General features: G+C 70.6%; 19 protein-coding genes and 1 pseudogene. 6 read left to right on the top strand and 14 right to left on the bottom strand.

Annotated elements, in window-relative coordinates; all coding sequences use genetic code 11:
- Window positions 1–119: 119 nt before the first annotated feature.
- Complete coding sequence (locus AB0G20_RS33270; RefSeq protein ID WP_361308860.1) at window positions 120–1040, top strand: AEC family transporter; 921 nt, start codon at window positions 120–122, stop codon at window positions 1038–1040.
- A gap of 8 nt (window positions 1041–1048) precedes the next feature.
- Here the strand turns inward: AB0G20_RS33270 and AB0G20_RS33265 are convergent.
- The 9 genes and pseudogenes from AB0G20_RS33265 to AB0G20_RS33225 all read right to left on the bottom strand — a co-directional run.
- Window positions 1049–1222: pseudogene (locus tag AB0G20_RS33265) on the bottom strand (Uma2 family endonuclease); the annotation flags it as partial.
- 98 nt (window positions 1223–1320) lie between these two features.
- Window positions 1321–2598 carry a thymidine phosphorylase gene (locus AB0G20_RS33260; RefSeq protein ID WP_361308920.1) on the bottom strand — a complete coding sequence of 426 codons (1278 nt, stop codon included), beginning with the start codon at window positions 2596–2598 and terminating at the stop codon, window positions 1321–1323.
- A 91-nt stretch (window positions 2599–2689) separates the two neighbouring features.
- Window positions 2690–3094 carry a cytidine deaminase gene (locus AB0G20_RS33255; RefSeq protein ID WP_361308858.1) on the bottom strand — a complete coding sequence of 135 codons (405 nt, stop codon included), beginning with the start codon at window positions 3092–3094 and terminating at the stop codon, window positions 2690–2692.
- On the bottom strand, window positions 3091–4356 hold the full coding sequence (locus AB0G20_RS33250; RefSeq protein ID WP_361308856.1) for an ABC transporter permease: 1266 nt from the start codon (window positions 4354–4356) through the stop codon (window positions 3091–3093). Before AB0G20_RS33250 ends, AB0G20_RS33255 begins: the two co-directional genes overlap by 4 nt.
- Complete coding sequence (locus tag AB0G20_RS33245) at window positions 4353–5471, bottom strand: ABC transporter permease (protein ID WP_361308854.1); 1119 nt, start codon at window positions 5469–5471, stop codon at window positions 4353–4355. The genes AB0G20_RS33250 and AB0G20_RS33245 overlap by 4 nt, the downstream gene beginning before the upstream one ends.
- Window positions 5471–7042, bottom strand: a complete 1572-nt coding sequence (locus tag AB0G20_RS33240; protein ID WP_361308852.1) for an ABC transporter ATP-binding protein — start codon at window positions 7040–7042, stop codon at window positions 5471–5473. Before AB0G20_RS33240 ends, AB0G20_RS33245 begins: the two co-directional genes overlap by 1 nt.
- A 210-nt stretch (window positions 7043–7252) precedes the next feature.
- Window positions 7253–8299, bottom strand: a complete 1047-nt coding sequence (locus tag AB0G20_RS33235) for a BMP family ABC transporter substrate-binding protein (protein WP_361308850.1) — start codon at window positions 8297–8299, stop codon at window positions 7253–7255.
- A gap of 286 nt (window positions 8300–8585) precedes the next feature.
- Window positions 8586–9629: a BMP family ABC transporter substrate-binding protein gene (locus AB0G20_RS33230; RefSeq protein ID WP_361308848.1), complete on the bottom strand. Its 1044-nt coding sequence runs from the start codon at window positions 9627–9629 to the stop codon at window positions 8586–8588.
- Window positions 9630–9904: 275 nt separating this feature from the next.
- The gene (locus tag AB0G20_RS33225) at window positions 9905–11137 is read right to left on the bottom strand and encodes a M20 family metallopeptidase (protein WP_361308917.1); all 1233 of its coding nucleotides are present in this window, start codon (window positions 11135–11137) and stop codon (window positions 9905–9907) included.
- Between the two features lie 298 nt (window positions 11138–11435).
- Between AB0G20_RS33225 and AB0G20_RS33220 the strand changes: the two genes are divergently transcribed.
- The gene (locus tag AB0G20_RS33220) at window positions 11436–12170 is read left to right on the top strand and encodes a class I SAM-dependent methyltransferase (RefSeq protein ID WP_361308846.1); all 735 of its coding nucleotides are present in this window, start codon (window positions 11436–11438) and stop codon (window positions 12168–12170) included.
- A 161-nt stretch (window positions 12171–12331) separates the two neighbouring features.
- On the opposite strand, the gene AB0G20_RS33215 is transcribed toward AB0G20_RS33220, so the two are convergent.
- Genes AB0G20_RS33215 through AB0G20_RS33200 form a run of 4 tightly spaced genes read right to left on the bottom strand, consistent with a single transcriptional unit; the run spans window position 12332 to window position 17247 of the window.
- Window positions 12332–13567 carry a hypothetical protein gene (locus AB0G20_RS33215; RefSeq protein WP_361308844.1) on the bottom strand — a complete coding sequence of 412 codons (1236 nt, stop codon included), beginning with the start codon at window positions 13565–13567 and terminating at the stop codon, window positions 12332–12334.
- 47 nt (window positions 13568–13614) lie between these two features.
- Window positions 13615–14553 carry an N-acetylneuraminate synthase family protein gene (locus tag AB0G20_RS33210; RefSeq protein ID WP_361308842.1) on the bottom strand — a complete coding sequence of 313 codons (939 nt, stop codon included), beginning with the start codon at window positions 14551–14553 and terminating at the stop codon, window positions 13615–13617.
- Between the two features lie 13 nt (window positions 14554–14566).
- The gene (locus AB0G20_RS33205) at window positions 14567–15832 is read right to left on the bottom strand and encodes an N-acylneuraminate cytidylyltransferase (protein WP_361308840.1); all 1266 of its coding nucleotides are present in this window, start codon (window positions 15830–15832) and stop codon (window positions 14567–14569) included.
- Between the two features lie 44 nt (window positions 15833–15876).
- On the bottom strand, window positions 15877–17247 hold the full coding sequence (locus AB0G20_RS33200) for a DUF6716 putative glycosyltransferase (protein ID WP_361308838.1): 1371 nt from the start codon (window positions 17245–17247) through the stop codon (window positions 15877–15879).
- A gap of 198 nt (window positions 17248–17445) precedes the next feature.
- Between AB0G20_RS33200 and AB0G20_RS33195 the strand changes: the two genes are divergently transcribed.
- From AB0G20_RS33195 to AB0G20_RS33180, 4 genes are all read left to right on the top strand, one after another.
- Window positions 17446–18432 (top strand): glycosyltransferase family 2 protein, encoded by a 987-nt coding sequence (locus tag AB0G20_RS33195; protein ID WP_361308836.1) that lies wholly within the window; start codon window positions 17446–17448, stop codon window positions 18430–18432.
- The gene (locus AB0G20_RS33190; RefSeq protein WP_361308834.1) at window positions 18432–19763 is read left to right on the top strand and encodes an alpha-2,8-polysialyltransferase family protein; all 1332 of its coding nucleotides are present in this window, start codon (window positions 18432–18434) and stop codon (window positions 19761–19763) included. Before AB0G20_RS33195 ends, AB0G20_RS33190 begins: the two co-directional genes overlap by 1 nt.
- Before the next feature lie 209 nt (window positions 19764–19972).
- Window positions 19973–21079 (top strand): acyltransferase, encoded by a 1107-nt coding sequence (locus AB0G20_RS33185; protein ID WP_361308915.1) that lies wholly within the window; start codon window positions 19973–19975, stop codon window positions 21077–21079.
- Between the two features lie 63 nt (window positions 21080–21142).
- Window positions 21143–22057, top strand: a complete 915-nt coding sequence (locus AB0G20_RS33180) for a class I SAM-dependent methyltransferase (RefSeq protein WP_361308832.1) — start codon at window positions 21143–21145, stop codon at window positions 22055–22057.
- A 14-nt stretch (window positions 22058–22071) separates the two neighbouring features.
- Here AB0G20_RS33180 and AB0G20_RS33175 read toward each other — a convergent pair whose 3' ends face one another.
- Window positions 22072–22722: a TetR/AcrR family transcriptional regulator C-terminal domain-containing protein gene (locus tag AB0G20_RS33175; RefSeq protein WP_361308831.1), complete on the bottom strand. Its 651-nt coding sequence runs from the start codon at window positions 22720–22722 to the stop codon at window positions 22072–22074.
- Window positions 22723–22726: the final 4 nt, after the last annotated feature.

Raw genomic sequence — 22726 nt, 5'->3', positions numbered from 1 at the left:
TCGGCGCCGCAAGGATCACATTGACCCGGGCGGCGCCTTCCCCAGAGGGTTGGCTGTATGCCCCAACCATCTGCTCCCGACGCGTTGCCCGATGCCCTCTTCGCAGGCCAGGAGGCGCCGTGCAGGGGGTACTGAGCGGGTTCGCGGTCATCGCCGTCGTCATCGGCGTCGGCTATCTGATCGGCCGCCGGGGGTATCTGGGCGACGGCGGCCGCGAGGTCCTGACCAAGCTCGCCTTCCACGTGGCGTCCCCGGCACTGCTCTTCACGACCCTCGCGCAGGCCGACCTGTCCGTGATCTTCTCCGACCGGCTGCTGGTCACGGCGATGAGCACGGCGGTGGCGGCGGGCGTCTTCGTGGCGGTGGGGGCGGCGCGCGGCTGGGGCGTGGGCCGCACGACGATCGGCGCGCTGTGCTCCAGCTACGTCAACTCGGGAAACCTCGGCATCCCGATCGCCGTGTACGTGCTGGGTGACGCGTCACTGGTCGCGCCGGTGCTGCTGTTCCAGCTGGTCGGTGTCACACCGGTGGCGCTGACGGTCCTGGACCTGGCGAGCGGCGGGGAGAAACGGCCCCTGTGGCAGCGGCTGCTCACGCCGCTGCGCAATCCGATAGCCCTGGGCTCCCTGGCCGGGGTGGCGGTCTCGGCGTCGGGCCTCACGGTGCCGGGCCCTTTGATGGACCCCCTGACCCTGATCGGCAACATGTCGGTCCCGGCGGTCCTGCTGGCCTTCGGCATCTCGCTCCGCGGCAGCACCCTGCCCCTGCGCGGCGCGGAACGGGCCCCTGTCCTCCTCGCCGTGACCCTCAAGTCGGTCGTCCAGCCCCTGGCCGCCTGGGCCCTCGCGGCCGGCGTCTTCGGCCTCCACGGGGCGTCCCTGCTCGACGTGGTGGTGACATCGGCACTCCCGGCGGCCCAGAACCTGTTCACGTACGCGAGCAGCTACCGGGTGGGCGAGGTGCTGGCGAGGGAGGCGATCCTGCTGTCGACGGTGCTGGCGGTGCCGGTGCTGGTGGTGGTGGCGGCGGTGCTGGGGTGACTCAGTGGCGGCTCGCCGTAAAGCGTGATGGTGGGACCGCCAGGAGCCCAGCCGTCGATGAGCAGATACAGCGGAACACCGGCCTGGGCGTAGCCTGCGGCCTTCTTGATCCGGTCGTGGGCCGCATTCGACTTGGACGTGATCTCGACGATGAGTTCAGCGGCAGCCGCTGGGATGAAGTTGCCGCCCTCGTCACGCAGCATCTGCCTGGGGGCCTGCATGCCGAACGGGACCGGCGGGGGTCCACCGATCCCGTTCACCCGAATGGGAAAGCGCCTGGTCAGGCGATCCGCTCCAGCACCACCGGCGACGCCGTGAAGTCCGTGCCGGGGGCCGCCACGTCGTACGAACCCTCGACCGCCTGGAGCGCGTACTCGAAGCGCTCCGGGGTGTCGGTGTGGAGGGTCAGGAGGGGCTGGCCCTCGGTGACCGTGTCGCCCGGCTTGGCGTGCATCTCGATGCCCGCGCCCGCCTGCACCGGGTCCTCCTTACGGGCCCGGCCGGCGCCCAGGCGCCAGGCGGCGACGCCGATGTCGTAGGCGTCGAGACGGGTCAGGACGCCCGAGGCCGGGGCCTTGATCACGTGCTGCTCGCGGGCCACTGGAAGCGTCGCGTCCGGGTCGCCGCCCTGGGCCGCGATCATGCGGCGCCAGACGTCCATCGCCGAGCCGTCGGCCAGGGCCTTCGCCGGGTCGGCGTCCTTCACCCCGGCGGCGTCCAGCATTTCGCGGGCCAGGGCGATCGTCAGCTCGACCACGTCCGCGGGTCCGCCGCCCGCCAGGACCTCCACCGACTCGCGGACCTCCAGGGCGTTTCCGGCAGTCAGGCCGAGGGGGGTGGACATGTCCGTGAGGAGCGCGACCGTCTTCACGCCGTGGTCGGTGCCCAGGCCCACCATCGTGGAGGCCAGCTCGCGGGCGTCCTCGATCGTCTTCATGAAGGCGCCGGTGCCGACCTTCACGTCGAGGACCAGCGAGCCCGTGCCCTCGGCGATCTTCTTGGACATGATCGAGGACGCGATCAGCGGGATCGCCTCGACCGTGCCGGTGACGTCACGGAGGGCGTAGAGCTTCTTGTCGGCGGGGGCCAGGCCGTCACCCGCCGCGCAGATGACCGCGCCGGTGGTGTCGAGGACGTCCAGCATCTCCTCGTTGGAGAGCAGCGCACGCCAGCCGGGGATCGACTCCAGCTTGTCCAGCGTGCCGCCGGTGTGGCCGAGGCCGCGGCCCGACAGCTGGGGGACGGCCGCGCCGCAGGCCGCGACCAGGGGGGCCAGCGGCAGCGTGATCTTGTCGCCGACGCCACCCGTGGAGTGCTTGTCGGCGGTCGGGCGGGACAGGGACGAGAAGTCCATGCGCTCGCCGGAGGCGATCATCGCGGCCGTCCAGCGGGCGATCTCGCGACGGTTCATGCCGTTCAGCAGGATCGCCATGGCGAGCGCGGACATCTGCTCGTCGGCGACCTCCCCGCGGGTGTACGCGTCGATGACCCAGTCGATCTGTGCGTCGCTGAGCTCACCGCGGTCCCGCTTGGTGCGGATGACGGAGATGACGTCCATGGCCATGGCTTGGCTTCCTTCCGAGGATTCCAGAAGCCGTACGGCCCCCCTGAGCCGGTCGCGTGAGCAACTCAGAGGGGCCGCACGGAAGTTACTTGCTGAGGTGTTCCGGGCCGAAGGCCTGGGGCAGCATCTCCGACAGCGGCAGGATGCCCGCCGGAGTCTCCAGCATGAGTTCGGGGCCGCCGAACTCGTGGAGCAGCTGGCGGCAGCGGCCGCACGGGACGAGCGTGTCGCCGTTGCGGTCGACGCAGGTGAAGTGCGTCAGCCGGCCGCCGCCGGTGTTGTGCAGCTCCGACACCAGACCGCATTCGGCGCACAGGCCGAGTCCGTACGAGGCGTTCTCGACGTTGCAGCCGGAGATGATCCGCCCGTCGTCGACCAGCGCCGCCACGCCGACCGGGTAGCCGGAGTAGGGGGCGTACGCCCGGGACATGGCGTCCCGGGCCACCGCACGCAGCTTCTCCCAGTCGACGGCGGGACCGGCGTCGGTCACTTGCCCTGCCCCTTCCGGTACGGCATGCCGTTCGCCCTCGGCATCCGCAGCCGCTGGGCGGACAGGGCGAGGACCACCAGGGTGATGACGTACGGCGTGGCGGAGACGACCTGGTTCGGGACCTCGTCGGTGGTCGCGTACCAGGCGAACACCAGGAGGCCGGCGATCAGGGTGGACACGGCCGGGACGTACTTCTTGCGGACGACCAGCCAGATCGCGCCGATGATCAGCAGCAGCGCGCCGAGCAGCAGCAGGGCGTGGACGTTGGCGGAGCCGCCGCGCAGGTTGAGGCTGTCGGTGTAGCCGAACAGGCCCGCGCCGAGGGCGAGGCCGCCCGGCATCCAGTTGCCGAAGATCATCGCCGCGAGGCCGATGAAGCCGCGTCCGCTGACCTGGCCCTCCAGGTAGAAGGGGTTGGCCACGATGGACAGGAAGACACCGCCGAGGCCGGCCAGACCGCCGGAGATGACGACGGCGATGTACTTGTACTTGTAGACGTTGACGCCGAGGGACTCGGCGGCCACCGGGTTCTCACCGCAGGAGCGCAGCCGCAGGCCGAAGGCCGTGCGCCACAGGATCCACCAGGTGCCCGGGATCAGCGCGACGGCGATCAGGGTCAGCCAGGAGACGTTGGTGACGAGGCCGCCGAGCAGGCCGGCGATGTCGGAGATGAAGAACCAGCCCTGGTTGTTCAGGTCCCTGAGCGCGTCGGACAGGCCCGGCACGGTGAAGTTGCCGAGGGATTCCACCGCCGGGGACTGCTTGGCCGAGCCGCCCGTGTGGCCCTCGAAGGCGAGGGGCGCGAGGTAGCGGGTGGCGCCGAGGGCGAGGATGTTGATGGCCACACCGGAGACGATGTGGTTCACGTTGAAGGTGACGGTGACGAAGGCGTGCAGCAGGCCGCCGATCGCGCCGCCGGCGATGCCGACCAGGACACCGGTCCACGGACCCCACTGGAATCCGGCCCAGGCGCCGAACCAGGTGCCGAGGATCATCATGCCCTCGAGGCCGATGTTGACCACGCCCGCGCGCTCGGCCCACAGGCCGCCGAGACCGGCGAGGCCGATCGGCACGGCGAGCTGGAGCGCGGTGGACATCTGGCTGACGTTGGTGATGCCGTCGGCGCCGGTGATGAGGCGGACGATCGAGGTGAGCGCCAGGCCTCCGGCGATGATGAGCAGCAGGACGGGCCACGACAGGCGGCGGCCGGTCGGCGCCGAGGGCTGCAGCGTGGGCTGGTTGACGTCGGTCGCGGTGGTCATCGGCCAGCCACCTCCTTCGTGTTCTGAGCGCCGAGGACGTGACCGGCGGCGAGTTCGGCGCCGACGCGGCGCTGCTGGCGGCGCAGCCCCCATTCGCGGACGGCCTCGTAGGAGACCACGACCGAGAGGACGATCAGGCCCTGCATGATGACCGCGATCTCCTTGTCGTAGCCGTGGAAGTCCAGCTCGGGCGAGGCCTTGTCGAGCCAGGCCCACAGCAGGGCGGCGAAGGCGATGCCGACGGGGCTGTTGCGGCCGAGCAGGGCGATGCCGATGCCGAGGAAGCCGATGCCGGTGGGGAAGTTCAGGCTGTAGGTGTGGGTGTCGCCGAGCAGGATGGGCAGGCCGGCGAGGCCCGCGATGCCGCCGGAGATCAGCATGGCGCTGAGCACCATGCGCTTGGGGTCGACGCCGCTGGCCGCGGCGGCGGTCTGCGAGGCACCGGAGGCGCGCAGGTCGAAGCCGAAGCGGGTGCGGTTGAGGACGATCCAGTAGCCGATGCCGAGCAGGGCGGCGAGCAGGACCAGGCCGTAGATCTCACCGGCAGCGCCCATGGGGATGCCGGGGATCCAGCCGGACTCGTACATCTCGCCGGTGGTGTTGTTGTTGCCGACCTTCACGCCGAAGACGCTCGGCAGCCACAGGTAGGCGATCACGGAGGTCGCGATCGCGTTGAGCATGATCGTGGCGACCACCTCGCTGACGCCGCGGGTGACCTTGAGGACACCGGCGATGCCGGACCAGAAGGCGCCGGTGAGGACGGCGGTCAGGAGCAGCAGCGGGACCTGGATCGCGGCGGGCATGTTCACGTGGGCGCCGACGACGGCGGCCATCATGGCGCCGAGCTGGTACTGGCCGTCGACACCGATGTTGAACAGGTTCATCCGGAAGCCGATGGCCACCGCGAGGGCCGCGATGTAGTACATCGACGCCTGGTTGATGATCAGGACCTGGATGTCGGAGAAGCCCAGCTGCTCGAACATCAGGGCGAACGGCTCGAACGGGCTCTTGCCCGACGCGAGCAGCACGATCGCGCTCAGCACGAAGGCCACGAACAGCGCGATGACCGGTCCGGCCACCGCGAGGAGCACGCGCTCCTTGTCGAACTTCTTCATCAGCGGGCCTCGTCTTCCGGAGACTCGGGGGCGTCGGCCTTCGAGATCTCGGGGGTCTCTTCGTGCGCGAGGTGCCCGGTGGCGGCGCCGGTCATGGCCGAGCCGAGCTCCTCGGGGGTGATGGTGGCCGGGTCGGCGTCCGCGACCAGCTTGCCGTTGTAGATCACGCGCAGCGTGTCGGACAGGCCGATCAGCTCGTCCAGGTCGGCGGAGATCAGCAGCACAGCCAAGCCTTCGCGCCGGGCGTCGCGAATGTGGTCCCAGATGGCGGCCTGGGCGCCGACGTCCACGCCCCGGGTGGGGTGCGCGGCGATGAGGAAGCGCGGCGTGTGGCTCATCTCGCGGCCGACGATCAGCTTCTGCTGGTTGCCGCCGGACAGGGAGGCGGCGGTGACGTCGATGCCGGGGGTGCGGACGTCGTACTCCGTCACGATCCGGCGGGTGTCCTCCTGGGCCGCCTTCGGGTCCAGCCAGACGCCCTTGGCGAGCGGCTTCTCGGTGACGTGGCCGAGGATGCGGTTCTCCCAGAGGGGTGCCTCCAGCAGGAGGCCGTGGCGGTGCCGGTCCTCGGGGATGTAGCCGATGCCCTGCTCACGGCGCCTGCGGGTGGGCCAGCCGGTGATCTCCTCGTCGGCGAGCCGGATGGTGCCGGTGTCGGCGGAGCGCAGGCCGATGAGGGCGTCGACGAGCTCGGTCTGGCCGTTGCCCTCGACACCGGCGATGCCGAGGACCTCGCCCGCGTGGATGGTGAAGCTGATGTCGTCGAGGAGGGCCTTGCCGCCGGGGGCCGCGAGGCGCAGCTTGTCCACGGTGATGACCGGGCGGTCGGTGACCGTCGACTCGGCCGTCTCGGGCGTGGGCAGCTCGCTGCCGACCATCATCTCGGCGAGCTGACGGGGCGTCGTCTCGGCGGGGACGGCCGTACCGACGGTGGTGCCGCGGCGGATGACGGTGATCTCGTCGGCGACGGAGAGCACCTCGCCGAGCTTGTGCGAGATGAAGATGACCGACAGGCCCTCGGAGCGCAGTTCGCGCAGGTTGGCGAAGAGGGCGTCCACTTCCTGCGGCACGAGCACGGCGGTCGGCTCGTCGAGGATGAGGGTGGTGGCGCCGCGGTAGAGGACCTTGAGGATCTCCACGCGCTGGCGGGCGGCGACGCCGAGCTCCTCGACCAGCAGGTCGGGCTTGACGTCGAGGCCGTAGCGCTCGGAGAGCTCCTTGATCTTGCGGCGGGCCTTGGCGCCGATGCCGTAGAGCTTCTCGCTGCCGAGCACCACGTTCTCGAGGACCGTGAGGTTGTCGGCGAGCATGAAGTGCTGGTGGACCATGCCGATGCCGCGGACGATGGCGTCGGCCGGCGACGAGAAGCTCACCTGCTCGCCGCCCACGGCGATGGTGCCCTCGTCCGGCTTCTGCATGCCGTAGAGGATCTTCATCAGCGTCGACTTGCCGGCGCCGTTCTCGCCGACGAGGGCGTGCACGGTGCCCTTGCGGACGCTGAGGTGGATGTCGTGGTTGGCCACGACTCCGGGGAAACGCTTGGTGATCCCGGCGAGTTCGACGGCGGTCACCGATTCGTTGACCGCCGCTCCGGCCGGAGGGCTGCTGGACGCGTTGATGGCGCACTCTCCTGGGGACGGGGGCCGTCTACGCGCGTAGCGCCCCTACGGCATACAAAGGGGCCGACGCCCCGCGGCAACGGGGCACGAGGAGCAGCTCCCCGTACCCCGTCGAGCGGACGTAACCCCGGGGGTTACCGCCTGCTTCGAGGCAGTCGCTCGTCAGCTGCTCTTGACCTTGATCTCGCCGCTGATGATCTTCTCCTTGGCCGTCTTGATGGCTGCCTGGAGCTCGGCGTCGTCCGCGAACTTCGGGTTGGAGTTCGACAGGCTCACCTCGCCGGTCTTCAGATCGCCACGAACGATACCGGTCTCGGGCTTGCCGTCCTCGACCGACTTCGCCAGGTTGTACACCGCCTTGGCGACATCCTTCATCGCCGAGGTCAGGATGGAGTCCTTGTACTTGGCAAGGGCTTCCTGCTGGTACTGGTCCGAGTCGACACCGATGGCCCACACCTTGTTGGCGGCGGCGGCCTCGATGACACCCTGACCGGACAGGCCGGCGGCCGCGTAGACGACGTCGGCCTTCTTCTCGATCTGACCCTCGGCAGCCGTCTTGCCCTTGTCGGGGCTGGCGAAACCGCCCTCCTCGGCCGTCTGGGTGAGGTACTGCGACAGCACCTTGACCTTGGGGTCGGTGTCCTTGACGCCCTGCGCGAAGCCCGCCTGGAACTTGTGGATCAGCGGGATGTCCACACCGCCGACGAAGCCGACGACCTTCGACTTGCTGGTCTTGGCGGCGGCGACGCCGGCCAGGTAGGAGGCCTGCTCCTCGCTGAAGACCAGGTCGGCCACGTTCTTGGTGTTGATCGTGGAGTCGTCGACGATGCCGAAGGTGGTGTCCGGGAACTTCTCCGCGGCACCCTTGACGGCCGCGGCGTACGCATAGCCGACACCGATGACCGGGTTGTGGCCCTGCTTGGCCAGGGAGACCAGGCGCTGCTCCTTGTCGGCGTCCGTCTCGCCCTCGGTGGGCTCCACGTCGGCCGTCTGGTACCCGAACTCCTTCTTCGCCTGCTCCAGGCCCGCGTACGCGGCGTCGTTGAAGGACTGGTCGCCCTTGCCGCCGACGTCGTAGGCGATGGCGAGACCCTTGTCGCCCTTCGAGTCGGACGACCCGGAGGTCGAGGTGCCGCCGCAGGCGGAGAGCGCGAGGGCCAGGGAGGCGGTCGCTGCGCCTGCGACCGTGATCCGGGAAATCCGGCGCATGTGTGGGTACTCCTGTCGTACAACCGGGGCCGCATAGCGCCGGGACGGTTCAGCTTCGGCGCTGGCTTCGCCGCAGATTAACGCGCGTAGACCTGCCTGAAAACCCCTTCTGTCCACCTTGTTATGCGCCCGTGGCCAAGCCATCACCCGGCCATGGCCGGGGTGTTGCCGACCGCAAACGGAAGGTGGCGCTGGGTGATCCGGTCCAGGGAGGGGAAGCCGGGAAGCACGGAGCGGGCGGACACCCAGGGGTGTCCGCCCGCTCCGGCTGGTCCGACCGGCCTGCTTACTCGGTCTTGACCTTGATGGAACCGTTGTCGATCTCTTCCTTGGCCTTGTTCACGGCGTCCTTGAGACCCGGGATCTTCGCGTACTCGGGGTTGGACTCGGACAGGCCCACGCCGTTGACCTTCAGGTCAAAGGTCTGGGTGCCGGTCAGCGGCTTGTCGTCGTTGACCGACTTGGACAGCGCGTAGACCGCACCGCCGACGTCCTTGAGCGCGGAGGTGAGGATGTAGTTCTTGTACGGCGCCAGGGCGGCCTGCTTGTACTGGTCGGAGTCGACACCGATCGCCCAGACCTTCGCCTTGGCGGCGGCCTCGATGACACCCTGGCCGGACAGACCGGCGGCCGCGTAGAGCACGTCGGCCTTCTTCTCGATCTGACCCTCGGCGGCGGCCTTGCCCTTGTCGGGGCTGGAGAAGCCACCCTCCTCGGCCGTCTGCGTCAGGTACTGCGAGAGGACCTTCACCTTGGGGTTGGTGTCCTGCACGCCCTGCTTGTAGCCGGCTTCGAACTTGTGGATCAGCGGGACGTCGACACCGCCGACGAAGCCGACGACGTTCGTCTTCGTGGCCTTGGCGGCGGCGACACCGGCGAGGTAGGAGGCCTGCTCCTCGGCGAAGACGAGGGAGGCGACGTTCTTGCCCTCGACCACGGAGTCCACGATGCCGAAGGTGGTGTCCGGGTACTTGGACGCCACGGCCTTCATCGCCAGGGTGTACGCGAACCCGACCCCGATGACCGGGTTGTAGCCCTGCTTGGCCAGCGAGGCGAGGCGCTGCTCCTTGTCGGCGTCCGTCTCGCCCTCGGTGGGCTCGATGTCGGCGGTCGTGTAGCCGAACTCGTCCTTGGCCTTCGTCAGGCCGGCGTAGGCGGCGTCGTTGAAGGACTGGTCGCCCTTGCCGCCGACGTCGTACGCGATGGCGACGCCCTTGTCCTTGCTGTCGCTGTCGCCGCTGTCACTGCTGGTGCCGCCGCAGGCCGTGGCGACGAGCCCGAGCGACGCGACCCCCACCGCGACGCGGGTCAGTTTGGAAATCCGACGCATCTGAAGTTCCCCATTCTCCAAAGCCCCGCAGTGGGTGCTCGGTTCGGCGCACATTAACGCGCGTAGACACTCCTGGGAACGGTTCGCCGCGGGGCCGTTATCCATTCGTGCCGATGGCCGGTTACGCCCTTGTGAACCACGGGATCGAACGGGGTCGAAAGGTGTACTCGGGGACACGGCGTGTGCCTACCTCGTGACGCGCACCAGGCTGCCCCCGACCCGCCCCGGTCGCAACCGGAGCGGGTGAGGTTCTTCCCTGCAGGCCGGAGCCGGCCCTAGCGGAGGCCGTTGACGAGGGCGGCGGCCGTGAAGAGTTCCACGCCGACCGTGATGGCCGACTCGTCGACGTCGAAGTCGCCCTGGTGGAGGTCCCGCACCTGGCGTTCGCCGGGGGTACGGACGCCCAGGCGGGCCATGGCGCCGGGGACGTGCTCCAGATACCAGGAGAAGTCCTCGCCGCCGAGGCTCTGCTCGGTGCCCTCGACGGACTCGACTCCGCGCCGGGCGATCATGGCGTCGCGCAGCAGCTCGGTGACGCCGGGCTCGTTGACGACGGGCGGGACGCCGCGCACGTAGTTGATCTCCGACTTGGCGCGGTGGAGGTTGGCGATCTCGTCGATGGCCGCGACGACGATGTCGGGAGCCTGCCGCCACGCCTCCAGGTCGAGGCAGCGCACGGTGCCGGAGAGCTCGGCGTGCTGCGGGATCACGTTCGGCGCGTGACCCGACTCCACGCGGCCCCAGGTGATGGCGAGGCCGCTGCGGCTGTCGAAGCGCCTGCCGACCAGCGCGGGCACGTCAGTGACCACGCGGGCCGCCGCGGTGACCAGGTCGGTCGTGAGGTGGGGGCGGGCGGTGTGGCCGCCCGGGCCGTCGAGGCCGATCTCCAGCCGGTCGCAGGCGGAGGTGATGGGGCCCTCGCGGAGTCCGATCTTGCCCGCGTCCACGCGCGGGTCGCAGTGCACGGCGATGATCGCGCCGACGCCTTCCAGCGCTCCGCACTTGATGACGTCGGCGGCGCCGCCGGGCAGCACCTCCTCGGCGGGCTGGAAGATCAGCCGGACGGGGCGGGGCAGCGCGCCCTGCCGGTGCAGTTCGGCGAGGACGAGGCCGGCGCCGAGGACGACGGTGGTGTGCACGTCGTGACCGCAGGCGTGCGCACGGTCGGGCACGGTCGAGCGGTACGGGCACTCGCTCTTCATGTCGGGGATGGGCAGGCCGTCGATGTCGGCCCGCAGGGCGAGCATGCTGGGGCCTCCGTCCCACTGCTCGCCCTCCACGCCGATGTCACAGACGAGTCCGGTCCCCACGGCGAGGACGCGCGGCTTGAGGCCGGCCCGCTCCAGCCGCTCCTTGATCGCGGCGGTCGTGCGGAACTCCTGGTTGCCGAGCTCCGGGTGCATGTGCATGTCGCGCCGGAACGCGATGAGCTCGGCCCGCAGAGCGTCGGGCAGCGCACCGGGGAGTACGGCTCCACCGGGAAGATCGACCTCGGACTCCAGTGACATCAGTGGCTTCACCCTTTGAAGGGTAGGGCGCCGAGGCGGTCGACCGACCCTGGATCAACAAAACTTCAACCCGAAAGGGGAAGAAAATATGACCGCCGGACGCATAGCTATCAAGTGAGATGGGTAAACTGGCCTGCCTTTTGGGCCTGGCCGGGCCATCCATCCCCCGGAGTGTGACTTCGACCACATGCGCGTCACGACTCCGGTATCCATCCATCCTCTCCACGGATACCACGCCCTGCGCGGCGAACACGGGCGTGTTCATCTGCCGGACGCGCGCCCCCGCTAGTCTGCGCCCGTGCGCGCCCCCGAGTTCTTACAGTCCACGCAGGCCTCGTACGACGCCATCGCCGAGGCCTACGCCGCCGAGCACCCCGACAGCCTGGCCGGGAGACCGCTGGAGCGGGCGCTGCTGACGGCCTTCGTGGAACTGGCCCGGGTGTCCGCGGGGCCCGGGCAGCCGCCGGTCGCGGACGTCGGCAGCGGTCCGGGGTATGTGACGGCACGGCTGCACGAGGCCGGGCTGCCGGTGTTCGGGGTCGACGCGTCGCCCCGCATGGTGGCGCTGGCCCGCCGGGCGCATCCGGAGCTGCGGTTCCACGTCGGTTCGATGACGGCGCTGGACCTGCCGGACGAGACGCTCGGCGGCATCGTCGCGCTCTACTCGATCATCCATGTGCCGGACGATCATCTGCCGTCCGTCTTCGCCGAGTTCCACCGCGTCCTGCTGCCGGGGGCGCCGGTGCTGCTCGCGTTCCAGTCCGGTGACGAGGACGGGCACCAGCGCCTGACCGAGCGCTACGGCCAGGAGATCTCGCTCGACTACCACTGGCGCACTCCGGACACGGTCGCCGCGCACCTGACGAAGGCGGGCCTGAGCCTCCACGCCCGCGTCCTGCGCGAGCCCGGGCCCGGGGAGAAACTGCCGCGTGCGTTCCTGCTGGCGCGCAGGCCGCCCGGGGAGCCCGCGGCGGACAGGGCGTCCTCGTCCTCCGGCACCCCGGGTGAGATCACCGCCGCCGGTTCCGGCTGACGGACCAGCCGGAACCGGCTCGGGCGGAGTGCACCGCGCGGGGAACCGCCGTGGCGGCCACCCGGGCAGCGGGTACTTCCCGACCGGGCCGGTGCGGCAGCGAAGGCAGCGCGACCTGCCCCTGCAAGCCCCGGGACCCGCGGGCCGGCCGTCCTCCGCGTCTAGCCCGCCGCCACCGCGCCCTGCGTTCCGGTCGGGCCCGGGAGGGCTGTGAAGGTTGCCGCTCCTGCCGGGCCGGGCGGGTCGGCAGGGGCCGGGGTGTCCGTGGTGCTCGCCGGGCTCAGGGGTGCCGCCGGGTTCGGGGGTGCCGTCGGGTTCGGCGCGGGCGTCGGGTTCGGCGCGGGCGTCGGGGACAGCCGGTGTACGTCCCGGGCCGTTCCCGTCACCCCGGACAGGAAGCCCTGGGCTCGGGGGGAGGCGTTCTCGGTCAGCCAGGAGGGGTCGATGTCGCAGACCGCCACGCGGACCTCCGTGCCGGCCAGGGCGAGGGGGAGGGTGTGGACGACCGTGGAGGGGAAGCTGAGGATCGTGCGGCCGATGGGGCCGCGGCGGGCGATCAGTTCCAGGGGCAGCTCGGGGCGGACGATCTCCAGGCCCGTCTCGACGGCGAGGCGGTGGAGCTTGTCGGTGCTCTCGCGGCGGTGGGCGAAGTAGCGGGTGGCGCCATGGGCCCTGGCCAGGGCCTGGACGGCCTCCAGGTAGCGGCCGTCGTCCACCACCCCGGTCTCCACCAGGGACGTGCCCACCATGTCCGCGCCCTTGGTGATGCGGGGCGGGCCGAAGCGGGACCGGGTCCAGGCGAAGGTGTTGGCGCTGACCGTGACGCCCTGAGGAGTCTCCTCCATCGGCATGGAGGAGAAGATCTCGATGCGGCGACGGTCGCCGGGGGTCAGCCGGCGGCGGGCCGAGGCCGACACCGGCGCGAAGATCACGTCCCGTGGGCCGGGGCGGCCGCCCTTGCGGTGCCAGCGCACCAGCCGTTCGCCCCGGGCCAGCTGCCCGACGAACTCCATCGTCGCCGTGCCGTCGTCGACGACGACGAGGTCACGGGCGTGGGTGATCGTCAGCAGCAGCTGGACGTAGCGGGAGAAGGGGTCCCCCAGCACGACCCGGCGTGCCCTGCGGAGCAGGCCGGTCAGGCCGCCGATGGTCTGGAAGGGCGCCAGGGGCCCGCCGCGCGCTTCCTCCCAGCGGACCTGGTGCCCCTCGTCGCGGGCCAGGTCGGACATCCGCCGCAGCTGGCCGCGCGTCATCGGGTCGAGTGGCGACAGCACCACGAGGGTGAGCCCCACGCCGGGCGCATGCGCGTGCGCCCACTCCAGCACGTTCAACAGCTGTACCGGGCTCTCGACGAAGGCGAGAGTGTGAGGGCCGGCGTTCCCGGCGCGGGGGCTCATCGACGTACGACCGTCCCGTCGTAAGGGGGGTTGTGGGGGTGGTTCGTTCAGACGCCGACCGGCTCGCCCGCCGCCGTGGCGATCTCCGCCTCGGCGACCACGCCGGCGACGCGGCGCAGCTTCTTCATCGGGCCCAGCTCGGACTCGTAGACCTTCTTGACGCCGTCACCGAGGGAGGCCTCGATGGTGCGGATGTCGCGGACGAGGCGCGTGAGGCCCTGCGGCTCCACGGACGCCGCCTGGTCCGAGCCCCACATGGCGCGGTCGAGGGTGATGTGGCGCTCGACGAAGGTGGCGCCCAGGGCGACCGCGGCGAGGGTGGTCTGCAGGCCGGTCTCGTGGCCGGAGTAGCCGATCGGGACGTTCGGGAACTCCTGCTGGAGGGTGTTGATGACCCGCAGGTTGAGCTCCTCGGCCTTCGCCGGGTAGGTCGACGTGGCGTGGCACATCAGGATGTTGTCGGAGCCGAGGACCTCGACCGCGTGGCGGATCTGCTTCGGCGTCGACATGCCGGTGGAGAGGATCACCGCGCGGCCCGTGGCGCGCAGGGCCTGCAGCAGCTCGTCGTCCGTGAGGGAGGCGGAGGCGACCTTGTGGGCGGGGACGTCGAACTTCTCCAGGAACGCGACGGCCTCGGTGTCCCACGGGGAGGCGAACCAGTCGATGTTCTTCGACTTGCAGTAGTCGTCGATGGCGCGGTACTCGTCCTCGCCGAACTCCACGCGGTGGCGGTAGTCGATGTAGGTCATCCGGCCCCAGGGGGTGTCGCGCTCGATGTCCCACTGGTCGCGCGGGGTGCAGATCTCCGGGGTGCGCTTCTGGAACTTGACGGCGTCGCAGCCGGCCTCGGCGGCGGCGTCGATCAGCTTGAAGGCGTTCTCGAGCTCGCCGTTGTGGTTGATGCCGATCTCACCGCAGACGTAGACCGGACGGCCCGGGCCGACCTCGCGCGAACCGAACTGGCGGATACGGGAGTTGGTGCTCATGGCAGAGATGTCCTTACTTGGTGAGGGAATCGAGAGAGGGGCCGAGGATCCAGCTGGCGATCTCTCGGATCGCGCCGTCGCCACCGGGGACGGTGGTGACCGCGCGTGCGGCGCCGCGCACGACGTCGTGGGCGCTCGCGACCGCCACGGGCCAGCCCACGAGGGCGAAGCACGGGAGGTCATTGACGTCGTTGCCGACGTAGAGCACGCGCTCCGGCGCGATGCCCTGCTCCTCGCACCACTGCTTCAGCGCGAGGTCCTTGCGGTCGATGCCGTGCAGCACCGGGAGCTTGAGCTTCCGGGCCCGGGCGGCGACCACAGGGTTCTGTTCCGTGGACAGGATCAGCATCTTCAGGCCGCTCCTGCGGAGGGCCGCGATGCCGAGTCCGTCCCCGCGGTGCACGGAGACGAACTCCCGTCCGTCGGAGTCGACCAGCACCCGGTCGTCGGTCTGGGTGCCGTCGAAGTCGAGGACGACCGCGTCGATGTCGTCGGCGGTCGGGAGCGCGCCGGGCCGGTCCGCGTCGAAGAGCGGGGCGAGGGCCCGGGCGCGGGCGAGGTCGTGCGGGTCGTCGATCTCCAGCACGCGCGCGGGGTCCGTGCGGACCAGCTCGGTGCGGCCGAAGAAGCGGTGCTGGTGCTCGCGGAAGCCGGTCGCCTCCATGGCGTAGGCGGCGCCGGTCTCCAGCAGGTCCTGGGGGCGGTCCTGGCGGCGGGGACGGAAGGACTTGTCGTGGTTGACGCCGTAGCCGCCGCCGACCGCGGCGTCCTGCTCCGCGACGGATCCGGCAGCGACCTCGTCCTCGGCGTCCCGCCAGATGAACCCGTGGAACGGTGCCACGGTCACCGCGGTGTCGGCGCCGTTCTCGGCGATCGCGCCGGCGACGCCGTCGATGTCCTCGCGGACGATGAACGGGCTGGTGCACTGCACGAGCAGGACGACGTCCACCGGCGCCCCGTGCAGGGCCTCGTGGGCGTCCATGGCGTGCAGGACGGCGGCCTCGGAGGTCGCCGTGTCGCCGGCGATGGCGGCGGGCCGCAGCACGACCTCGGCGCCTGCCTGGCGGGCGGCGGCCGCGATGGCCTGGTCGTCGGTGGAGACCACGACGTCGGTCACCAGCCGGGCCGACCGGCACTCGCGCACCGCCCGGGCCACCAGCGGGACACCGCCGACGGGCAGGAGGTTCTTCGCGGGCACGCCCTTGGAGCCGCCGCGCGCGGGGATCACCGCGAGCACGCGGCGCACCGAGGCACCTCGGCCCGCTTCGGGTTGGGACATGGGGACTACTCCTTGGGCTCCGTGGGCGGAGGTCTCGGGGCGGCTCACAGCTCGCCCATCCGCCGGATGACGGGCGCCACGCGCTGCACGCCGTGCCGGTAGGCGCCGCGCGCCGCCCGGCGCACGATCTGCCGGACCGGTCCGGGTTCCTTGTCGGCGGCGGGCGCGCCGGGCAGCGGGGTGCCGTCCGGGCCGAGGTGGTGGCGGGCGAGGATCCCGGGCAGATAGCCGGGTGCGGTGACGGGGGTGTAGTACGGGGTCAGCGGGGGCAGGCCGCCGGGCCGGTCGAGGAGCCCGGCGATGCGCTTGCGTGCCGCGTCGAAGGCGGAGTCGTAGGAGCCGTCCGCCGCGACGCCCTGCCGGGAGACCCACTCCTCGTCGGGCGCGGGCCGGTGCCCGGCGTCGAGCTGGTCCCAGGAGGCGAGGCAGCCGGAGCCCACGAAGTGGTGGTTGCCGAGCGACTCGCGGATGCCGAGGTCCGTCAGCACGACGGTCGGGACACGGCGGTGCAGCGACTCCAGGGCGGCCGTGGAACTGACCGTCACCAGCAGGTCGGTGCGGTCGAGGACCTCGCCCATGTTGCCGTACACCAGGCGGAAGTTGTCCGGCGGATCGAGGCGCTGCACCAGCTTCTGGTAGGGCAGTTCCTCGATGTGGGTGGTGTGCTCGCCCGGCTTGGAGCGCAGCTTCAGCAGCACCTCGCGCTCGGGGTGCCTGCGGGCGTGCTGCACCAGCCGGTTCAGCAGGTACGTACGGTCCTTGCGGCTCTCCGGGACGGAGGGCTGGGCGGCGAAGACGACCGTGTAGGGCCTGCGCCCCTGCTCCGCGGAGGGGTCGTGCTCGCCTTCGTACGGCGCTCCCCCGAGGAACGGCAGGGCCACCTCGGTCACCGCGGAGGCGTCCGCGCCGACCCCTTCGTACACGGCCCGGAAGCGGTCCGCGTCCTGGCGGGAGTTGGCGAGGACCAGGTCCGCGCCGTGCCGCAGCAGCAGGCCGTCGGCGAGCTTCTCGTAGACGACACCGACGTAGCCGGTGACGACGACGGGCCGCGAGGTGCGGTTCTCCCAGACGCGTGCCAGGCCGTGGAGCATCGCCTGCACACCGCCGCCCACGAGGGAGAGGACGAGGACGTCGTAGGACTCCTCGGCCATGGCGCGCAGGAACTCGACGGCGGTGACCTCCCGCAGCGAGTCGGCGCGCACGCCCACTTCCTGAAGCTGGCGCGGGGTGGGCGTCGCCCGGCCGCGCAGCAGGAAGCCGTCGAGGAGGGGGCCGACTTGCGCGCCCTCGCGCGGTGCGGCTTCCATGGACGGTCCCGGGGCGATGCGGTCCGCGGTCAGCGCACCCCATTTCCATCGGGTGTCTGAGTCCGCGAGGACGGCGATTCGCGGGCGCTTCGGTGTACTTACTGGCACGTCCAAGACGCTAGGAAGCGAATCCGAGGTATGGCGGAACCCCGACTCAACGAAAAGTTAACAACAGCCCACCGAGAGCCGAACTGGCCTGCTGGAAAGCGGGAAGTACACGGGGTGCACCGTTCTGACACATGGAGTTCACCCGGTGTACCTTCACCGGAAAGTTCCGCTGCCGGGCGGCCTCCTAACGTTTTGCGGGTGCCTAAGCTTTCCGTGATCGTGCCGTTCTACAACGTGCAGCAATATGCCCCGGACACCCTCAGAAGCCTTCGGTTGAACGCCGACCGTGATTTCGAGTTCATCCTGGTCGACGACCATTCGAAGGACGAAACTCCGGCCATTCTCGAACGAGCGGCCGAGGACCTTTCGGATGTCGCCCAGGTGCGGTACATCCGCCACGAGCAGAACGGTGGGCTCGCCACCGCCCGCAACACCGGCCTGGACGCGGCGCAGGGCGAGTACCTGACGTTCCTGGACGGCGACGACTGGCTGGCCCCCGGCTACCTCACCGAACTGGTGTCCGCGATGGACGACTTGGGGTGCGACTTCGTGCGCACCGACCATGTCCAGGCCACCGCGCGCGCCCGTTCCGTGCACCGGGTCCCGGTCGGACGGCGCTGGGAGGCGTTCGACCCGCGGGAGGCGATCCTCCCCGCCCACCGCTCCACCTCCGTGGACTACGCCTACGCCTGGGCCGGCGCGTACCACCGCCGGCTCGTCGACAAGGGCGTTCTTCACTTCACCCACGGGCTGCGCACGGCCGAGGACCGGCCGTGGATCTGGAAGCTGCACCGCGAGGCGGAGTCGTTCGCCGTGGTGAGCCTGCTGGGCGTGTTCTACCGGCGCGGGGTGGCCTCGTCCCTGACGCAGATCGGCGACGTCCGCCAGCTCGACTTCATCCGGGCCTTCGACCAGGTGATCGAGGAGACGGCCGCGGACCGCGAGGCCGACCGGCTGCTGCCCAAGGCGGTGCGGACCTACTGCGCGATCATCGCCCACCACCTCTCCAACGAGGACAGGTTCGAACCGGCCGTGGCCAGGCAGCTGCGGTCGATGAGCGCGGCGGCCATCCGGCGCATGCCGCAGGACGCACTCACCGACGCACTGGAGGCCATGGACATGGACCGCTCGTCCAAGCTGCGGCGGCTGCGGCGCCGGGTGACCACGACGGGAGCGGCCGCCTGATGCCCGGGACCACTCAGATCTTCTGCGCCTCGACGCTGTACGGCGTCGCCACCCTGGCCGCCGCGATCGACTCCGACCTCTTCGAGGAGCCGGACCGCCGGGTGCTGCTGGTGTTCAACAACTCCGCGACCCCGGAGACCACTCCGGCCCTCGACGAGATGCCGGGCTTCGCCCCGCTGCGCGAGCACTTCGACGAGGTGCTGTCCTGGAACGAGGCCATCCGCCCCTTCCACCCCGGGGCCTGGTCGCCGCGCTCCGACGACATCCCGCTGTTCGAGCGCTATCTGCGGATGCTGTGGGGCCTCGGCGACGACCGGGTGAGCCTGGTGCTGGAGTCCATCCAGGTCGCGCCCGCGCTCACGGTGGCCCAGCTGTTCACCGACGCCCCCATCGACGTCTACGCCGACGGGCTGATGAGCTACGGCCCCACCCGCAACAAGCTCGACCCGCTGGTCGGCACGCGCGTACGGCGGCTGCTGCACCTCGACCTGGTGCCGGGACTCACGCCGATGCTGCTCACCGAGTTCGGTGTGCCGGCGCACCTGGTGCCCTCGCCCGCGTTCCTGAAGGTGCTCGGCGAGGTCACCGAGACCGTGCCCGAACTGCCGGACCTGCCCGGCGACTCGGCGCTGCTGCTCGGCCAGTACCTGTCGGCGCTGAACATCCTCTCCCCCGAGGAGGAAGAGGACCTGCATGTGCGGATGATGCGGGGCGCCGTCGCCCGTGGCCACCGCACGGTCGTCTTCAAGCCCCACCCGACCGCACCGGCCCGCTACAGCCGCGCCCTGGAGACCGAGGCGGAGAAGCTCGGCGTGGACCTCACGGTCCTGGACACGCCCGTGCTCGCCGAGGTGCTGTTCGACCGGGCCCGGCCCGCGCTGGTCGTCGGCTGCTTCTCGACCGCGCTGTTCACGGCCTCCGCGTTCTACGACCTGCCGGTCGCCCGCATCGGAACCGAGCTGCTGCTGGAGCGGCTGACGCCGTACCAGAACAGCAACCGGATCCCGACCACCCTGGCGGACGCGCTGCTGCCCGATCTGGCGAGCGGCGAGGACGGTGACGTCCTGCCGGCCGAACGGCTGTCCGCCCTCGTCACGGCCGTCGGGTTCACCATGCAGCCGCAGATCTACCCGGAGCTGCGCCCGCAGGCCGAGCAGTTCCTCGCCCGGCATCTCGGCCCGCGCACCCGGCGCTACTTCAAGAAGCGGCGGCTCACCGCGCTCGGACTGCCCGGGGGCATTCCGCAGCGGCTGGCGTTCCTGCCGCGCAATTCCACCGCACGCCGGGTGGTCCGGCGGGCCCGGGCGCTGCGCAAGGCGGTACGCCGCTGAGCCGGTCCCGCCCCGGCGACATCCAGATGAACCCATGGAGACGGGCGGGCGAAGCCTGTCGTCATCGAACGTAATTGCGTCAACTCTCGTCCTAGGGTGACAGGCGCCCGCCCACAGGCGGCTCAGGCAAAGGACATACGAGCCACACAGAGGTTTCCAGCGTGACCGAGACGGTCGTCAGCACCCGCAAGCCCCAGCCCGGCGTCGCCGTGCTGGTCGAACCACCGGGCGCCACGACCGTCCCACGGCGCAGAAAGGATTCCGGCGGCCGGCTGCGCGCCCTCGACGGACTGCGGCTGGTGGCCGCGCTGATGGTGGCGATGTACCACTACGGCGGACGCGGCGGTGAGGTCGCCCAGGCCTGGGGCACCTCGCCCAGGGACCAGTTCCCCACCCTGCACTCGCTGTTCGCCTACGGCTGCCTCGGCGTCCAGGTCTTCTTCGTGATCAGCGGGTTCGTGATCTGCATGAGCGGCTGGGGCCGTCCCCTGAAGTCGTTCTTCGCCTCCCGCGCCTCCCGGCTGCTGCCCGCCTACTGGGTGGCGGTGCTCATCGTCACGGCGGTGTTCGCGCTGCCGGTGGTGGCCTACAAGGCCGTCTCGCCGAGCGACGCCCTGGTGAACCTGACCATGCTGCAGATGCCGCTCGGCGTGGACCGGGTGCTCGGGGTGTGCTGGACCCTGTGGGCGGAGGTCCGCTTCTACGCCCTGTTCGCCCTGTGCGTCGTGCTGCCCGGAGCCAACCGCCGCCGGGTGATCATGTTCTGTGCGGGCTGGACGCTGGCGGCGGTGATCGCCGAGAACGCGAACATGCCGCTGCTCGACATCGTCCTGATGCCCGAGTACGCGCCCTTCTTCATCGGCGGTGTCGGCCTCTACCTCGTGCACCGCGACCGGCGGGACGTCTACGGGTGGGCCATCGTCGCCGTCAGCTGGCTGATCGGCCAGCACTACGCGGTGCAGGGGCTGTGGCACGCGCCCGACCCGGAGGCGTTCTCCTACCGCTCCTCGTTCGGGATCATCGCCGTCGTCACCTTCGGCTTCGTGGCGGTCGCCGCGATCGCGCTGGGCCTGCTGGGCCGCGTGAACTGGCGGTGGCTGACGGTCGCGGGAGCGTTGACGTACCCCTTCTACCTGGTCCACGAGCACCTCGGCTGGGTGGTGATCCACGCCCTGCACCGCGGACTTGGGCTCCCCTCGGGGGTGACGTTCGCGCTGACGGTGGCGTCAATGCTGCTGCTGGCGTGGTTGCTGAACAAGTATGTGGAGAAGCCGCTGACGCCCCTGCTGCGGACGGCGCTGGCGAAGGCCCGCTGACCTGTTCACGGCCCGTTCAACCGGCCGTCGGTTTGGGCAACGCTCAGAGAGAAGGCTCGTCTCATGACCAACGCACAAGCGACCGACAAGCACCCCGGCGAACTCGCCGACGTCCCGGGCTGGTTCCCGCCGCTGGACCAAGTGCTGTTCACCTGGTTCCTCGAACAGCAGAAGAAGGCCGGCATAAAGGGCGACCTGCTGGAGCTCGGCGTCTACATGGGCAAGAGCGCCATCCTCCTCGGCCACCACCTCCAGGACGGCGAACTGTTCACCGTCTGCGACCTGTTCGAGGGCGACGCCCCGGACGAGGCCAACAAGGCGGAGTCCTCGAAGTCGTACGCCTCGCTCACCCAGCAGGCGTTCGAGCGGAACTACCTCTCCTTCCACGACACCCTGCCGACGGTGATCACCGGCCCCAGCTCCCTGGTGGACGAGAAGGTGGCCCCGGACACCTGCCGCTTCATCCACATCGACGCCTCGCACCTGTACGAGCACGTCCACGGCGACATCGGCGCGGCCCACGACATCCTGCTGCCCGAGGGCATCGTGGTCCTCGACGACTTCCGGTCCGAGCACACCCCGGGTGTCTCGGTCGCCGCGTGGGAGGCCGTCCTCAACCGCGGTCTGCGCCCGATCTGTCTCAGCACGCAGAAGATGTACGCCACCTGGGGCGATCCGGAGCCGCTCCAGGAGGATCTGCTGGAGATGCTGCGGCAGCGCTCGGACGTCGGGCTGAGCGTGCAGGAGGCGGCCGGGCACCGGCTGATCCGGGCGCGTTCCCGGGGCATGAAGCCGCCGTCCTTCCCGCCCTCACGGCACTACGTGGAGCCGGCGCCCGCCCAGGCCCCCACGGCCGCCGAGTCGCGAGCGGCGCGCCCCGCCCGGCCCGCTCCGTCCCGGGTCCGCCGGCTCGCCAAGGACCTGCTGCCGCCGGTGATCACCCGGGCCGTACGGCGGGCCCGCGCGAAACGGTCCTGACGCGCCGGACCGCGTCATGAGACCCCGTAGCGCGCCCCGATCCCCCCGATCACGAGGGCGAGTCCCTCCTCGAAGTGCCGGTCGTAGTCCTCGAAGATCTCCGCGCCCGCCTGAGCCGACAAGGGAAAGTCGGCCATCAGGCGGGCGCGTTCGTTCATGTCATAGCCCTCGCGGCGCTCGCCCGGCAGCGGCTGCACACCCTGCTCCTCGGTGACGAAGCCCAGCGTGTACAGGTACGCCGTGGTGAGCGCGCGGGCCGCCTGGGCGAGGGTGAACCCGGCGGCCGTGAGCAGGCGCAGGTTGTCCTCCATCTGCCCAGCGTGCTCGATGCCGGTGAAGCGTGAGCCGCTGAACACCTTCGCGCCGTCCCGGTAGCCGAGCAGGGCCGCACGCAGGCCGCGGTTGGCCTTCAGCAGCCGGTCCTGCCAGGTGTCGGCCGGGTCGAGCGCGGTTCCGGCGACCATCCGGCGGTACATCTCCGTCGCCATCTCGTCGAGCAGCGCCTGCTTGTCCTTGAAGTGCCAGTAGAGGGCGGGCGCCTTCACGTCCAGTTCCCGGGCGATGGCGCGCAGGGTCAGGCCGTCCAGGCCGGCCTCGTTCAGCAGCCGCAGCGCGGTGTCCGCGACCCGGCGGCGGTCCAGGGGCTCGCGTCGTTCCGTACTCACGCTT

This window comes from Streptomyces sp. NPDC024017 (assembly GCF_040638895.1).
Lineage (GTDB): Bacteria > Actinomycetota > Actinomycetes > Streptomycetales > Streptomycetaceae > Streptomyces.
Note: the sequence above shows the minus strand (reverse complement) of the source record. Positions and strands in the feature narration are given on the sequence as shown.

Excerpts from the sequence above, each read along its gene's own strand:
- AB0G20_RS33250 (WP_361308856.1), bottom strand. The coding sequence starts at position 4,356 with ATGACCACCGCGACCGACGTCAACCAGCCCACGCTGCAGCCCTCGGCG.
- AB0G20_RS33245 (WP_361308854.1), bottom strand. The coding sequence starts at position 5,471 with ATGAAGAAGTTCGACAAGGAGCGCGTGCTCCTCGCGGTGGCCGGACCG.
- AB0G20_RS33260 (WP_361308920.1), bottom strand. The coding sequence starts at position 2,598 with ATGGACGTCATCTCCGTCATCCGCACCAAGCGGGACCGCGGTGAGCTC.
- AB0G20_RS33205 (WP_361308840.1), bottom strand. The coding sequence starts at position 15,832 with ATGTCCCAACCCGAAGCGGGCCGAGGTGCCTCGGTGCGCCGCGTGCTC.
- AB0G20_RS33235 (WP_361308850.1), bottom strand. The coding sequence starts at position 8,299 with ATGCGCCGGATTTCCCGGATCACGGTCGCAGGCGCAGCGACCGCCTCC.
- AB0G20_RS33180 (WP_361308832.1), top strand. The coding sequence starts at position 21,143 with ATGACCAACGCACAAGCGACCGACAAGCACCCCGGCGAACTCGCCGAC.
- AB0G20_RS33230 (WP_361308848.1), bottom strand. The coding sequence starts at position 9,629 with ATGCGTCGGATTTCCAAACTGACCCGCGTCGCGGTGGGGGTCGCGTCG.
- AB0G20_RS33210 (WP_361308842.1), bottom strand. The coding sequence starts at position 14,553 with ATGAGCACCAACTCCCGTATCCGCCAGTTCGGTTCGCGCGAGGTCGGC.
- AB0G20_RS33225 (WP_361308917.1), bottom strand. The coding sequence starts at position 11,137 with ATGTCACTGGAGTCCGAGGTCGATCTTCCCGGTGGAGCCGTACTCCCC.
- AB0G20_RS33215 (WP_361308844.1), bottom strand. The coding sequence starts at position 13,567 with ATGAGCCCCCGCGCCGGGAACGCCGGCCCTCACACTCTCGCCTTCGTC.
- AB0G20_RS33190 (WP_361308834.1), top strand. The coding sequence starts at position 18,432 with ATGCCCGGGACCACTCAGATCTTCTGCGCCTCGACGCTGTACGGCGTC.